This is a genomic window from Streptomyces sp. NPDC059850, assembly GCF_042731515.1.
In the GTDB taxonomy this organism is placed as follows: domain Bacteria; phylum Actinomycetota; class Actinomycetes; order Streptomycetales; family Streptomycetaceae; genus Streptomyces.
On sequence record NZ_JBHWJI010000042.1, the window covers coordinates 43,133 to 56,534 of the forward strand.

At 72.2% G+C, this 13,402-nt stretch carries 14 protein-coding genes; 4 read left to right on the forward strand and 10 right to left on the reverse strand.

Annotation, left to right across the window (positions count from 1 at the left end; translation table 11 throughout):
* Positions 1-72 precede the first annotated feature (72 nt).
* A complete protein-coding gene (locus ACFV9T_RS29285; RefSeq protein WP_385445430.1) occupies positions 73-1,257 on the reverse strand; it encodes a PucR family transcriptional regulator in 1,185 nt (394 codons plus the stop codon).
* Between the two features lie 122 nt (positions 1,258-1,379).
* On the opposite strand from ACFV9T_RS29285, the gene ACFV9T_RS29290 reads away from it, so the two are divergent.
* Positions 1,380-2,045: a pirin family protein gene (locus ACFV9T_RS29290; RefSeq protein WP_385445476.1), complete on the forward strand. Its 666-nt coding sequence runs from the start codon at positions 1,380-1,382 to the stop codon at positions 2,043-2,045.
* A 23-nt stretch (positions 2,046-2,068) separates the two neighbouring features.
* Here the strand turns inward: ACFV9T_RS29290 and ACFV9T_RS29295 are convergent, their stop codons facing one another.
* The 4 genes from ACFV9T_RS29295 to ACFV9T_RS29310 are packed head-to-tail and all read right to left on the reverse strand — an operon-like array spanning position 2,069 to position 6,589.
* Entirely contained in the window at positions 2,069-2,833 is a 765-nt protein-coding gene (locus ACFV9T_RS29295) for an SDR family oxidoreductase (RefSeq protein ID WP_385445477.1), read from the reverse strand.
* Between the two features lie 5 nt (positions 2,834-2,838).
* A complete protein-coding gene (locus tag ACFV9T_RS29300) occupies positions 2,839-3,861 on the reverse strand; it encodes a zinc-binding dehydrogenase (protein ID WP_385445431.1) in 1,023 nt (340 codons plus the stop codon).
* Positions 3,862-3,920: 59 nt separating this feature from the next.
* Positions 3,921-5,225 carry an L-fuconate dehydratase gene (locus tag ACFV9T_RS29305; RefSeq protein ID WP_385445432.1) on the reverse strand — a complete coding sequence of 435 codons (1,305 nt, stop codon included), beginning with the start codon at positions 5,223-5,225 and terminating at the stop codon, positions 3,921-3,923.
* Between the two features lie 32 nt (positions 5,226-5,257).
* Positions 5,258-6,589 carry an MFS transporter gene (locus ACFV9T_RS29310; RefSeq protein WP_385445433.1) on the reverse strand — a complete coding sequence of 444 codons (1,332 nt, stop codon included), beginning with the start codon at positions 6,587-6,589 and terminating at the stop codon, positions 5,258-5,260.
* A gap of 191 nt (positions 6,590-6,780) precedes the next feature.
* On the opposite strand from ACFV9T_RS29310, the gene ACFV9T_RS29315 reads away from it, so the two are divergent.
* Complete coding sequence (locus tag ACFV9T_RS29315) at positions 6,781-7,530, forward strand: GntR family transcriptional regulator (protein WP_385445434.1); 750 nt, start codon at positions 6,781-6,783, stop codon at positions 7,528-7,530.
* Between the two features lie 40 nt (positions 7,531-7,570).
* Here the strand turns inward: ACFV9T_RS29315 and ACFV9T_RS29320 are convergent, their stop codons facing one another.
* A complete protein-coding gene (locus ACFV9T_RS29320; protein WP_385445435.1) occupies positions 7,571-8,380 on the reverse strand; it encodes a serine hydrolase domain-containing protein in 810 nt (269 codons plus the stop codon).
* 126 nt (positions 8,381-8,506) lie between these two features.
* Here ACFV9T_RS29320 and ACFV9T_RS29325 point away from each other — a divergent pair, with 126 nt between their 5' ends.
* Positions 8,507-9,010, forward strand: coding sequence for a MerR family transcriptional regulator (locus ACFV9T_RS29325; RefSeq protein WP_385445436.1), 504 nt, complete (start codon positions 8,507-8,509; stop codon positions 9,008-9,010).
* A gap of 48 nt (positions 9,011-9,058) precedes the next feature.
* Here the strand turns inward: ACFV9T_RS29325 and ACFV9T_RS29330 are convergent, their stop codons facing one another.
* Together ACFV9T_RS29330 and ACFV9T_RS29335 are read right to left on the reverse strand one after the other, a co-directional pair.
* A complete protein-coding gene (locus ACFV9T_RS29330; RefSeq protein ID WP_385445437.1) occupies positions 9,059-10,249 on the reverse strand; it encodes an alpha/beta hydrolase in 1,191 nt (396 codons plus the stop codon).
* A 127-nt stretch (positions 10,250-10,376) separates the two neighbouring features.
* On the reverse strand, positions 10,377-10,547 hold the full coding sequence (locus ACFV9T_RS29335) for a hypothetical protein (protein ID WP_385445438.1): 171 nt from the start codon (positions 10,545-10,547) through the stop codon (positions 10,377-10,379).
* A 109-nt stretch (positions 10,548-10,656) separates the two neighbouring features.
* Here ACFV9T_RS29335 and ACFV9T_RS29340 point away from each other — a divergent pair, with 109 nt between their 5' ends.
* Positions 10,657-11,343, forward strand: a complete 687-nt coding sequence (locus tag ACFV9T_RS29340; RefSeq protein ID WP_385445439.1) for a C39 family peptidase — start codon at positions 10,657-10,659, stop codon at positions 11,341-11,343.
* On the opposite strand, the gene ACFV9T_RS29345 is transcribed toward ACFV9T_RS29340, so the two are convergent.
* Both ACFV9T_RS29345 and ACFV9T_RS29350 read right to left on the reverse strand, forming a co-directional pair.
* Positions 11,307-11,987 carry a response regulator gene (locus tag ACFV9T_RS29345; RefSeq protein WP_385445440.1) on the reverse strand — a complete coding sequence of 227 codons (681 nt, stop codon included), beginning with the start codon at positions 11,985-11,987 and terminating at the stop codon, positions 11,307-11,309. The genes ACFV9T_RS29340 and ACFV9T_RS29345 overlap by 37 nt on opposite strands.
* Positions 11,984-13,342 carry a sensor histidine kinase gene (locus ACFV9T_RS29350; RefSeq protein WP_385445441.1) on the reverse strand — a complete coding sequence of 453 codons (1,359 nt, stop codon included), beginning with the start codon at positions 13,340-13,342 and terminating at the stop codon, positions 11,984-11,986. Before ACFV9T_RS29350 ends, ACFV9T_RS29345 begins: the two co-directional genes overlap by 4 nt.
* Between the last annotated feature and the right edge of the window lie 60 nt (positions 13,343-13,402).

Genomic DNA, 13,402 nt, shown 5'->3' on the forward strand with positions numbered 1-13,402 from the left:
TGGGTGGTCCCGCCCGCCCGTGGGGACAAGGACGAAGAACGGTCAAGGGAATTGTTGGAGTCCCACAAAGGACTAGGGATTGATGTCCCCATCGACAAGTCGGCCGAGGATCAGGGCTATCCGGAGCGTGAAGGCCGACCGGACGTCACTAGGTGACCATCCGGTGACGTCGGTCACACGTCGTAGCCGGTAGCGCACGGTGTTGGGATGAACAAAAAGCATCCGGGCGGCGCCTTCCAGACTGCTCGCCTGCTCCAGGTACACACTCAGCGTTTCCAGGAGAGCGGAACCGGCTTCCTCCAGCGGTCTGTAGATCTCCTCCACCAACTGGGCGCGGGCGGCCGGGTCCCCGGCCATCGCGCGCTCCGGAAGCAGATCGTCCGCCAGTACCGGACGCGGGGCGTCCGGCCAGGCCGTGCACGCCTTCAGCCCGGCCGCGGCGCACGCCGCCGAGCGGGTGGCGGCCAGCAGGTCCGACACCACGGGACCGGCCACCACCGGGCCGCTGGCGAACGGCCCGATCAGCGCCTTCGCCGCCTGCAGCGGGTTGTCCGAGCCGCCCGCCACCACCACCAGCCGGTTGCCGAGCACCCCGGTGAGCACCTGCAGCTTGGCGTGGCGGGAGGCCCGCCGGATCGCCTCCACGGTCAGCTCGCTGTCCCCGTCGGGCGCCGTGCCCAGCACCACGCAGACGTGCTCGGGCGAGTTCCAGCCGAGCGCCGCCGCGCGGGACAGCGCGCCCTCGTCGGCCTCGCCGGAGAGCACCGCGTTCACCACCAGCGACTCCAGCCGGGCGTCCCAGGCGCCGCGCGCCTCGGCCGCCTGCGCGTACACCTGGGCGGTGGCGAAGGCGATCTCCCGCGCGTACACCAGCAGCGCCTCGCGCAGCACCGACTCGTCGCCGGGAGCCGCCACCTCGTCGATGGCCGACTCCATGACCTCGATGGTCGTACGGACCATCTCCACCGTCTGCCGCAGCGTGATCGCCCGGGTCAGCTCGCGCGGCGCCGTACCGAACACATCGGTGCTGATCGCCTGCGGCGCCTCCGGGTGCCGGAACCACTCCGTGAAGGCCGCGATGCCCGCCTGCGCCACCAGTCCGATCCACGAGCGGTTCTCCGGTGGCATCGCCCTGTACCACGGCAGCTGCTCGTCCATGCGCGTGATGGCGGCGGCGGCGAGCTTTCCGGACGACTTCTCCAGGCGTCGCAGGGTGGCACTGTGCGGATGCGGGGTATTCGCGGCTGGTTCAGGCACGAGGACAAGACTGCCTTATCGGATGGTGAACGCTGGGGGCGGGAGGCTACGCGGGGGTATACGCGGGGGTAGGGACGGGGCGGGAGCGGTCCGGTCCGGGGCGCACTACCGTGGACCGGATGATGTGGGTACAGCGGTCCGGTGCACGGTATCGGGGCGGGGACGGAGCGGGCGTCGAGACGCGCCACGCCTTTTCCTTCTCTGGACACTACGACCCGGACAACGTGCGGTTCGGGCTCCTCGTCGCCTGCAACGAGGAGCGTCTCGCCCCCGGCGCGGGCTTCGCCGAACACCCCCACCGCGATCTGGAGATCGTGACCTGGGTCGTCGAGGGCGAACTCACCCACGAGGACTCCACCGGCCACCGCACCGTGATCCGCCCCGGCGACGTCCAGCGGCTCAGCGCGGGTGGCGGTGTGCGCCACTCCGAGCGCAACGAGTCCGGGGCGCCGCTCACCTTCGTCCAGATGTGGCTGGCCTCCGGCGCGGTCGGCGCCGAGCCCGAGTACGAGGTCGTCCGCGGCATCGCCGACGGCACCCCGTACGCCCTGGCCCGTGCCGAGGCGGTGCTCCACGTACGCCGCCTGGCCGACGGCGAACGCACCGCGCTCCCGGACGCGCCGTGGGCGTACGCCCACGTGGTGCGCGGTGAGGTGCGCGTGGGTGACGAGACGCTCGCGCCGGGCGACGCGGCCCGCGTCACGGACGCCCGGGATGTGGAGGCGCGCGCGGTGGGGGCGGCGGAGCTGCTGGTGTGGGAGATGCGCGCGGAGCCGGTGTACGGCTAGCGGTACACCGGCTCCGTACGCGGTCAGCGGCCCAGCCAGCCCCCGTCGACCGGCAGCACGGTGCCCGAGACGTAGTCCGACGCGGCACTGGCGAGGAACACCGTCGCCCCGGCGATGTCCTCGGGCCGCCCCCACCGACCGGCCGGGATCCGCTCCAGGATCGCGCGGGACCGCTCGCTGTCGTCGCGGAGCGCCTGGGTGTTGTCGGTGGCGATGTAACCCGGGGCGATGGCGTTGACACCGATTCCCCGCGCCGCCCATTCGTTGGCCAGCGCCTTGGTCAGCCCGGCCACGCCGGACTTCGCCGCCGCGTAGCCGGGGACGGTGATGCCGCCCTGGAAGCTCAGCAGGGACGCCGTGAAAATGACCTTCCCCCGGACGCCGTTCGCCATCATGGCCCGCCCCACCTCGCGCGTCAGCACGAACTGGGCGCTCAGGTCGACCTCGATGACCTGGTCCCACAGCTCGTCCGGGTGGTCGGCGGCCGGGGCCCGCCGGATCGTCCCCGCGTTGTTCACCAGGATGTCCACGGGCCGCTCCCAGGCGGCGAGTTCCGCGCCGAGCGCGCGTACCGCCGTACGGTCGGCGAAGTCGACCCGGCGTGCGGTGAACGTCCGCCCGTGGGAACGGACGGCCGCCTCCACCGCGCTGCCCTCGGGTTCGAGCGTGGCGCTCACCCCGATGACGTCCGCCCCCGCCGCGGCAAGGGCCTCCGCCATCGCCTTGCCGATGCCGCGCTTGGCACCGGTGACCACGGCGAGCTTGCCGGTCAGGTCGAAGGGGTTCACCGCCATCACGCCCCCTCCTGGCAGTCGACGAGGACCTTCATGGCCTGGCCCGCGGACAGCTGCTCGAACGCGTCCGCCACGCGCGTCAGGGGCACGGTGCCGGTGATGAGCCGGTCGGCCGGTACGACGCCGTCGGCCAGCATCGTCACGGCCGTCTCGAAGTCCTGCCGCTCGTAGACGCGCGCGCCCAGCACGGTCAGCTCGCGCCAGAAGATCTGCTTCAGGTCCACCGGACGCGGCTGGGGGTGGATCGCGACGATGACCAGGCGGCCGCGCACCCGCGCCAGCGCGGTGGCGCCGAGCACGGCGGGCGCGGCCCCGGAGACCTCGAACACCACGTCCGCGCCCGCCCCCGCGGTCCACTCCGCGACCCGGGCGGGAAGGTCGCCGGTGCCGGGGTCGAGCACGGCGAACCCGAGACCGGCGACCATGGCCCGGCGCTCGGAGTCCACCTCCGCCACGACCACCTCGGCCCCGGCGTGCCGCGCCGCGACCGCGATCAGGACGCCGATGGGACCGCCCCCGACGACCACGGCCTTCTCACCCGGCCGGACGTCCGCCCGCCGTACGTCGTGCACTGACACGGCCACGGGCTCCACGAGCGCCGCCCGGTCGAGGGGGAGGGAGGCGGGCAGCCGCACCAGCACCTCCTGGGGGACATTCCACCGGTTTTGCAGCGACCCCGGCGAGTCGATGCCGATGAAGTCCAGGTTCTGGCAGATGTGCTGGTGGCCGGCGGCACAGGCCGGGCACGCGCCGCACCAGGCGAGCGGCATGACGGTGACCGGGTCGCCGGCCGCCCAGCCCGTCACGCCCTCGCCGACGGCGGCGATGCGCCCGGACATCTCGTGGCCGATCACGGCCGGGAGGGTGACCCGGGCGTCCATGGCGCCGTGCAGGAGGTGCAGGTCCGTGCCGCAGATCCCGGTGTAGGCCACGTCCAGCTGGACCTGGCCCGCCGGGGGCGGGGCCACCGGGACCTCGGCGACGGCGATGGTGTTGTTGCCGACGTACCGTGCTGCGTGCATGCGTTGCGAGCCCTTCGAACGTGTCGTCGTGTCGTGTCGCGTCGTGGTGGTCGTGTGCGTCAGGCGGAGCGTCCGGCCCAGTACGAGCCGTCGGGGAAGGCGTACTCGGCCAGCGACGCCTCGTACATGCGGGCGCTGTAGCCCGGCCGGTCGGGCAGGACGTACGCGCCGTCGCGCACGACGCAGGGGTCGGTGAAGTGCTCGTGGAGGTGGTCGACGAACTCCGTGACCCGGCCGTCGAGGCTCCCCGAGACGGCCACGAAGTCGAACACCGAAAGGTGCTGGACGAGTTCGCACAGCCCCACGCCGCCCGCGTGTGGGCACACCGGTACACCGAACTTCGCCGCCATGAACAGCACGGCCAGCACCTCGTTGACACTGCCGAGGCGACAGGCGTCCAGCTGGCAGTAGTCGATCGCCTCGGCCTGGAAGAGCTGCTTGAACAGCACCCGGTTCATGCCGTGCTCCCCGGTGGCCACCCCGATCGGCGCCACCGCCTCGCGCACCCGGGCGTGCCCGAGGATGTCGTCGGGGCTGGTGGGCTCCTCGATCCACAGCGGCTTGAACTCGGCGAGCGCGCCGACCCAGTCGATGGCCTCCGGGACGTCCCAGACCTGGTTGGCGTCGATCATCAGATGGGCGCTGTCGCCGATGACCTCGCGGGCGATGGCACACCGCCGCATGTCGTCTTCCAGATTTCCGCCGACCTTCAGCTTCACATGGCGGTATCCCGCGTCGACGGCCTCCTGGCACAGCGTCCGCAGTTTGTCGTCGGAGTAGCCGAGCCATCCGGCGGAGGTGGTGTACGAGGGGTAGCCCGTCTTCTCCAGCTGCGCGATGCGCTCCTCGCGCGTACCGGCCTTGCGGGTGAGGAGGTCGATCGCCTCCTCGCGAGGCAGGACGTCGGACAGGTAGCGCATGTCGGCGGCGTCGACGAGTTCGGCGGGTGTCATCGTCGCCAGCAGCTTCCACAGCGGGAGCCCGGCCCGGCGGGCGGCGAGGTCCCAGACCGCGTTCATGACCGCCGCGAGGGCGAGGTGGACGACGCCCTTCTCGGGGCCGAGCCACCGCAGCTGCGAGTCGGACTGCAGCTCGCGGTAGATGCCGCCGAGGTCGGAGGTGATGTCCTCGACGCCGCGCCCGAGAAGCGGCCGGGCGCGCTGCTCGGCGGCGGCCACGCACAGGTCGTTGCCCCGGCCGATGGTGAACGTGAACCCGTAGCCCTTGAGTTCCGGGTCGTCGGTGTGCAGGACGACGTACGTCGCCGAGTAGTCGCCGTCCTTGTTCATCGCGTCGGACCCGTCGGCCGTCACCGAGGTGGGGAAGCGGACGTCGAGGACGTCCACGGCGGTGATCGCGGTCATCGTGCTCCTTGATGCGTCAGAAGGTGAGTGGGTCATGAGGTCTTCACCCGGAGGGGCTGGACCCGGCCGAGCAGGACGAGGTAGTTGAGGGCCCCGAGCAGCGCCAGGCAGCCGATCACCATGAGCGGGGCGACGAAGGAGCCGGTGTGGTCCACCAGCACCCCGACGAGGATGGGGGTCAGGATCCCGGCGAAGTTGGAGGCGAAGTTCTGGATGCCGCCGAGCATCCCCACGTGCCGGGAGCTGGGCGCGATGTCGGCCGGGAGCGACCAGATGCCGGTGCCCGCGATCGTCAGGCTGGAGTACGCGACGGACAGCAGCACCAGGGCCATCCACGCCTCGGGCACGAGGGCGGCGACCATGATGACCGACCCGCCGACCAGGCCCCCGACGATCGTCACCTTCCGGACCCGATTGACGGTGTGTCCGCGCCGGACCGCCCGGTCGGCGGCGAGGCCCCCGAGCCAGCCGAAGACGACGGCGCAGATGCCCGGAACGGCGCCGAAGAAGCCCAGCTCCAACAGGTCGAAGTCCCGCTCGGTGACCAGATAGCTGGGGAAGAAGGTGATGAAGAAATAGATCACGCTGTTCAGGCAGAAGAAGCCGAACATCATGCTGAGCACGGCGCGGTACCGGAACAGTGACCGCCACGACAGGGCGGCCGCGGCCTCGTCGTCGTTCGCCGCCGCGCGGGCACCGCCGGACTCGATGTAGTCCGCCTCCGCCTCCGTACAGGACGGGTGGTCCCGTGGAGCGCGGTACACCTTCCACCACACCAGCGCCCAGAGCAGACCGAGACAGCCGATCACGATGAACACCGTGTGCCACGAGGTGACGGCCACGATCAGCGTCACGATCGGCAGCGCGATCACGGCCCCGACGCGCGAGCCGGAGTCCCAGACGCTGGTGGCGAACGCCCGCTCCCGTACCGGGAACCACGTGGCGACGACCTTCGCCGCTGTGCTCGGCGCGGGGCTCTCCCCGACGCCCAGCAGGAACCGGACCGTGATGAGGCTCCAGAAGCCCCTGGCCAGCGCGGTCGCCATGGTGAAGACCGACCAGCAGATGGCCGCGATGGTGAAGGAGCGCCGGGGGCCGACCTTGTCGACGTACCAGCCCGCCGCGAGCTGGAAGAAGTCGTAGGCCCAGAAGAACGCGGCGAAGACGAAGCCCTGCTGGGTGCTGGACATGTGGAAGTCCTCGCCCATGAACGGCAGCGCGACGCTCAGGCTGGAGCGGTCGAGGTAGTTGATCGTCAGCCCGGCGAACGCGAGCCAGATGATGAGCCAGCGCGTGCGGCCGACGGCTCTGGGCGAGGTCGCGGCCGCCGACCGGGCGGCGGGTTGGACGCGAGGGGAAGTCATAGGACCGGCCTCCGACATCGACGCTGATGCATATAGGGTCCGACGGATCTCTATAGACTTAGGGTCGATGCTATACGGAGTCAAGGGTTCCGTTGAGTCGAGATGCGCGCGGTGACCGGCTCGGACGGGGGTGCGACGCAGGGTTACGATCGCGAAGCAGACGTTTCCCCGCCCTGACTGACGAGGTGTGCGTGCCACCGAAGACACCGGCCAAGCCGTCGACGACCGAGGTGTACGCCCGGCTGCGCTCCTTGATCATCGGGGGCGAGATCCCGCCCGACACCAAGATCAATATCGTGGCTCTCGCGCGTGACCTGGGTGTTTCGCAGACGCCGGTGCGCGAGGCGCTGCAGCGCCTGGAGGGCGACAACCTGATCACTTACCAGCCGGGGCGCGGCTACAGCACGACACCGCTGCTGGACCTGCCCGGTCTGCGCGCGCTGTTCGAGTTCCGCCTGCTGGTCGAACCGTGGGCGGCACGGACGGCGGCGGTGGACCGGCTGACCAACCCGGGGGCCGCGCTCGGCCGGCGGCTGGACGACTTCGAGGGCGTGCTGGCCGGGCGGGAGAAGAAGAATTCCGATCCGGACGTCAAGGGCGTCAAGGATGTCAAGGACGTCCGTCAGGAGCTGGTGGCGCACGACGCCGCGTTCCACGCGGCCGTCATCACGGCGTCGGGCAACTCAGTGGTGGAGCAGACGTACGAGCAGACCCACTGTCATCTGCACACCTTCCGCCTCTACCCCGAGGAGATCGACACGGCCAACACCGTGGTCGAGCACCGGCGGATCAGCGCGGCGATCAGCCGGTGCGAGCCGGACGCGGCCGAGGAGGCCATGGCCGATCACATCAGAAGCTCGTTCGAGAGGTTCGCGAGGGCCTTCGGCGACCCTCATGCCGCGAGCCCTCCCGAGGTGCCACCGCGGCGCTTCCTGGCCTGAGCGGCCAGGAAGGCACGGGTGGTGTTTGTTCGCCGGGGGGCTACAGCTCCGCCAGCACCGCGTCGGTGAACGCGGGCCAGACCTCGATCGCCCACGGGCCGAACGCCCGGTCCGTGAGGGCGACGCATGCCGCCCGCGCCTCCGGGTCCACCCACACGAACGTCCCGGACTGGCCGAAGTGTCCGAAGGTGCGGGGGGAGGACGAAGCCCCCGTCCAGTGGGGCGACTTCGCGTCGCGTATCTCGAAGCCGAGGCCCCAGTCGTTCGGCTTCTGGTGCCCGTACCCCGGCAGCACCCCGGTCAGCCCCGGGTACACCACGGCCGTCGCCTCCGCCACCGTCCCGGCCGCCAGCAGCCGTGGCGCCTGCAGCTCGGCGGCGAAGCGTACGAGGTCCTCGACGGTCGAGACGGCGTCCTTGGCGGGCGAGCCGTTCAGCTCGGTCGCGGTCATGCCCAGCGGCTCCAGGACCGCCTGGCGCAGATACTCCCCGAACGGGATGTCCGTGGCCTTGGCGATGTGATCGCCGAGGACCTCGAACCCGGCGTTGGAGTACAGCCGCCGATCGCCGGGCGCGGCGACCACCCGGTGCTCGTCGAAGGCGAGCCCGGAGGTGTGCGCGAGCAGGTGGCGTACCGTGGCGCCCTCGGGCCCGGCCGCCTCGTCCAGCTCGACCGCGCCCTCCTCGACCGCGACCAGCGCCGCGTACGCGGCGAGCGGCTTGGTCACCGAGGCCAGCGGAAATCTGTGGCCGACCGGGCCATGGGATCCGGCCACGGTGCCGTCCGCGCGTACGACGGCCGCTGCCGCCGTCGGGACCGGCCAGTTCTCGATCATCCGCAGGCTCTCCATGGGCCCGAGCCTATCGCCGGCCAAGATTCCACCAAATCCGCGCTTGCTTGGAGTGCACTCCAAGTCGCTAGCGTTGAGATGGTCGAGGGGCTTTGCCCATCGACGACGGCGAGAGGGTGCGACGGCATGACCGTGATGGAGCAGGAAGCGCAGGAGCAGGACCGGAAGCGGAAGCAGGACCTGGAGCCGGCTCCGGCGCTGGCGAGGCCGCGGGCGTGCGTGGGCCGCCGCCCGCATCCCCGGCCGACCGGCCAGGACCGGTACACGATCAGCGAGGTCGCCGCGCACACCGGGCTCACGGCGCACACCCTGCGCTGGTACGAGCGGATCGGGCTGATGCCGCACGTGGACCGCACCCACACCGGCCAGCGCCGCTTCACCAACCGCGACCTCGACTGGCTCGACCTCGTCGGCAAGCTGCGGCTGACCGGAATGCCGGTGGCGGACATGGTCCGCTACGCCGAGCTGGTACGGGAGGGCGCGCACACCTACGCCGAACGCGAGGACCTGCTGACCGCGCACCGCGCGAACGTCCGGGAACGGATCGCCGAGCTGGAGAGCACGCTCGACGTCCTCGACTACAAGATCAACATTTACGCCACCGGGCGGGGGCTGCCGGAGGGTACGTAGGCCCGTATCGGTCAGCAGGCGTCGTCGGCCCGCGCCGCACACACGGCGTCATATGAGGTCATGACGGCAGTCCTCGTGCCGTTCGGCGTCACCGCACCGCACCGCCCCGAAGTCCCCGAGGACGATCCGCGCGAAGTTGCGCAACGAGTCCGTGCCCGGCGCGAAGTAGCCGGTGTGGCCGTCGGCCCGGTCGGCGGACACGACGCGGGCGCCGAAGGCGGAGGCGGTGGGGTCCTCGCCGTGGCCCAGCCCCATGAAGTCGTACCCGGTCACGCGCCGTATCCAGTCGGAGCCGTCCCGCGCCGCCCACACCCGCGCCTCCGTGCCCAGCTCCTCGGCGTCGTCCACGCCCATGCCGGGGCTGCCGAACGCCACCAGGTCGGACACCCGGGTGCGGTCCATCCCGGACGCGGCCGCGCCGCACACGACCGAACCGTAGCTGTGGCAGAACACGGCGGGCGGCGCGTCGGCGGTCCCCGCCGTGGTCACCGACAGCCCCGCCAGGAAGCGGTCCAGCCGTGGCGCGCCCGCCTTCGCCAGCCGGTCGGTCGCCGCGTCCGGCCCGAGCCCGACCGGGGTGGTGTACCCCACCCACGCCACCACGGCGGTACGGGTCCCCGGCGCGTCCCGGGCCAGCTGCGCCCGCAGGGACTTCGCCATCCCGGCGGGGGCGCCGTACCGGTCGTGCGTACGGTCGAAGTCGGCCAGGTCGATGTCCGACCCCGGTACGACGACCGCCGTGCGCTGCGCCGTCGACAGGTCCCCGTACACCTCGGCGACCTGTCCGCGTCCGCGCGGATCGAAGGCCAGGATCTGCCGCCCGGGCGCGAGCAGCGCGTCGTACCGCTCGGCCAGCGCGCTGCCCGGATCCGCCCGCCGCTCCGCGTCCCGCGCGGCCCGGATGGCCCGCGCGTTGGCCGCGTAACGCAGCGCGATCGGCGCCCCGTCGAGGTTGCCCACGACCCCGGGGTGCCGGATGACCAGCGCCTGCCGCTGGGCGTCGCCGAGCCCGTCGAAGAACCGGGCGATGCGGGCGGGCGACACGCGGCCCGGGTCCGGCAGCTCGCGCCCGCCCGAGGAGTGATCGGCGAGCCACCGCGCGGTCCCGGGCGGCGGCCCCGTGACGGCCTGCTCCTCGTGCGCCACGGTCCACCCGGCCGTTCCCGCCATGACGGTGATGGTGAGCGCCGCCGTGATCAGGCGTCGGGCATAGTGCCTGGGGCGTAGCGTCTGGGACATGGCCGCGGTTTCCCTCTTCCGGTGGGTGGCGGAGGGAAACGTACGGAGCGGACGCATGGCGGGGCGTCAACCCCCGGTGCCACATCGGATGTCATACCGGGGTAGGGGGTGCCCGGGCCCCGCCCGGTCAGCGGTCGTCGAAGGAGATCCTTGCGTCGGGCGCCAACTCCGGCCGCCGTGGCACCGGATGTCGGGCCCGCACCAGCGCGAGACCGGCCGGGCGGGCGTCGATCGTCAAGAGGTACGCCGCCCAGTCGGCGTCGGCGAGGGCGGCGCCGGGCCGGTCGGCGGCCGCCACCGCGGACGGACGAGCCGCAGCGGCTTCGATGGCCGCCGCCGCAGTCCCGCATCCCCCGGACCGTCAGCGCTGGCGCGACCGATCCCCGCCAGGCGTGCAGACTGTGGCCATGACCGCCGCCTCTTCGACGACGCATCACGTGCCCTACTACGCGCAGTGGGAATCCGCTGATCTCGTGCCCGAGTTCGTGACGGGCGCCCGGGCGGCGGCCGATGATCCGCTGTGGCAGAAGAGCGGGGCCGGGAGCCGGGAGGAGTACGGGTTCTGGGCGGCGCGCATCTGTGGCATGGCCTGTCTGCGCATGGCGCTGGACCACTTCGGGCATCCCGTGCCGCCGTCGATCCCGCTGCTGCGCGACGCCCTCGACGCGGGCGCGTACGTGCGGACCGGCGAGACCACCGTCAAGGGGCTGATCTACGCTCCGTTCGCCGACTGGGTCGTCCGGCGCTGGGGTCTGTACGCCCGGTCGCGGCCCGAATTGGCGGCCGGGGACATCGGGGCCGAGGTGGCCCGGGGGCGGCTCGTGATGCTGTCGGTGCACCATTCGATCCGTACGCTCGACCCGGAGCCCCCGCAGCGGGGCGGGCATCTGGTGCTCGCGGTGGGGTCCGGGCCCGAGGGCGTCCTGCTGCACAATCCCTCCGGGTTCCCGGGGCGTTCCCAGGAGTACCACCGGGTGCCCTGGGCGGATCTCGGGCGGTTCTTCGCGGGGCGGGGGGTCGTCCTGGGGCGCGGGGCGTCCCAAGGCACCGCGACTAGTCAGCCGCTGCCCGGGGTCACCAGGCCCGACTCGTAGGCGAAGATCACCGCTTGGGCGCGGTCGCGCAGGCCGAGTTTGGCGAGGACTCGGCCTATGTGGGTTTTGACCGTCTGTTCGGCGAGGATCAGGGACTCCGCTATCTCCTGGTTGGACAGGCCCCGGGCGATCAGTTCCAGGACCTCCGTCTCCCGTGGGGTGAGGCCGCTGCGGCGGAGGAGCGAGGTGCTGCGGCGGGGGGCCGGGCGCTGGCGGGCGAATTCGGCTATCAGGCGGCGGGTGACGGACGGGGCGAGGAGGGCTTCGCCCGCCGCGACGACGCGGACCGCGGAGATCAGGTCGGCCGGTGGGGCGTCCTTGAGGAGGAAGCCGCTGGCCCCGGCGCGCAGCGCCTCGTAGACGTAGTCGTCCACGTCGAAGGTGGTGAGCATGAGCACCTTCGGACGGTGGGTCACCCCGCGCGGTGGTTCGAGGAGCTGGCGGGCGGCCTCCAGGCCGTCCATCTCGGGCATGCGGACGTCCATCAGGACGACGTCCGGGTGGGTGTTGCGGCTGACGTCCACCCCCTGGCGGCCGTCCGGGGCCTCGCCGACCACGTCGATATCGCTCTGCGCGGCGAGCAGCGCGGCGAAGCCCGCGCGGACCATGGCCTGGTCGTCGACGATGATCACGCGGATGGTCATGTGTCCTTGTCTTCCAGGTCGACGAGGGGGAGCCGGGCCGCCACCCGGAAGCCGCCGTCCGGCAGCGGACCGGTGTCGAGCATGCCCTCGACGAGGCGGACGCGCTCGACCATCCCCACCAGACCGTGGCCGGTGCCGCTGGTCTCCAGGGGTTTGGCCGGGGCCCCGGCCTGGGGGCCGTTGACGATGAGCAGGGTCAGCCCGGAGCCGCCCTCGGCCGCCGACACCGATACGCGGGTGGCGGCGCCCGGGGCGTGCCGGACGACGTTGGCCAGCGCCTCCTGCACGATCCGGTACGCGGACAGGTCCACGGCCTGCGGCAGCGGGCCGAGCCCCGCCACGTCCTCGGCGATGGACAGCTCGGTGGGTATCCCGGCCCGCACCGTCGCCTCGACCAGCTGCGGCACCTGCCGCAGCCCCGGCTGCGGGGTGCGCTCGCCGCGCGTCTCCTCGCTGCGCAGCACGCCCAGCAGCCGCCGCATCTCGGCGAGGGACTCGCGGGCGGTGGCGGCTATGGTGCCGAACTCCGCCTCCGCCTCGGGCGGCAGCCCGCCGATCCGATAGGGCGCGCTGTCCGCCTGCACGGTGATCACCGACATGTGGTGGGCGACCACGTCGTGCAGCTCGCGGGCGATCCGGGCGCGCTCCTCCAGCAGCGTGCGGTGGGCCCGCTCGGCCTCACTGATGGTCTCCTGCTCGGCCAGCCGCCGCTGGACGTCGCCGCGCTCCCGCAGCGCGCCGCCGACCAGCAGCACCACACCGCTGAGCACGAACAGCAGCACATTGCTGCCGTCGCTCTTGCTCTGCCACACCATGCCGAGGACGAGCCCGGCACCGCCGGTGACCAGCCACACCGCCACCAGAGTGCGGCGCGGTTCGCGCAGTGCGAGGGCGAAGAGGAGGAAGAGGTAGCCGATGATGGCGGGCGGCTGCCACGGCCAGAGTTGGTCGGAGGTGCCGCCCAGCACCACCAGGGCGGTCGTCACATCGGCGAGCAGGACGATCCACCACGCCTGGAGCGGGCGGGTGACCGCCAGCAGCAGCGGCGTGGCCTGGGCGACCCCGAGCAGGGTGGCGAGACCGCTGTTCACCCCGTAGGTATCGATCAGAAAGCGGGCGCCGACCGGGACCAGGATGGCGACGAGGATCAGCGCGACGGCGTACGGCACCCTCCGCCGCCAGCGCCGGGTGGACCGCGCGAGCAGCGGGGTCGCCGGATAGCTGGGCGTCACCAGGCCCCGGGCGAGGGCGCTCACCTGCCGCCGGGCGGCCGCGGGCAGGCTCTCGTGCGCGCTGGAGGCGGTGGACGCCGTGGACGCGGAGGCGGCGGTGGAGAAGGTCGACGGTGAGGACATGGTCGCCTCAGCGTAGAGTCGGCGCCTCTCGCGCACGTCATACCTGAGAGCCCACTTGGC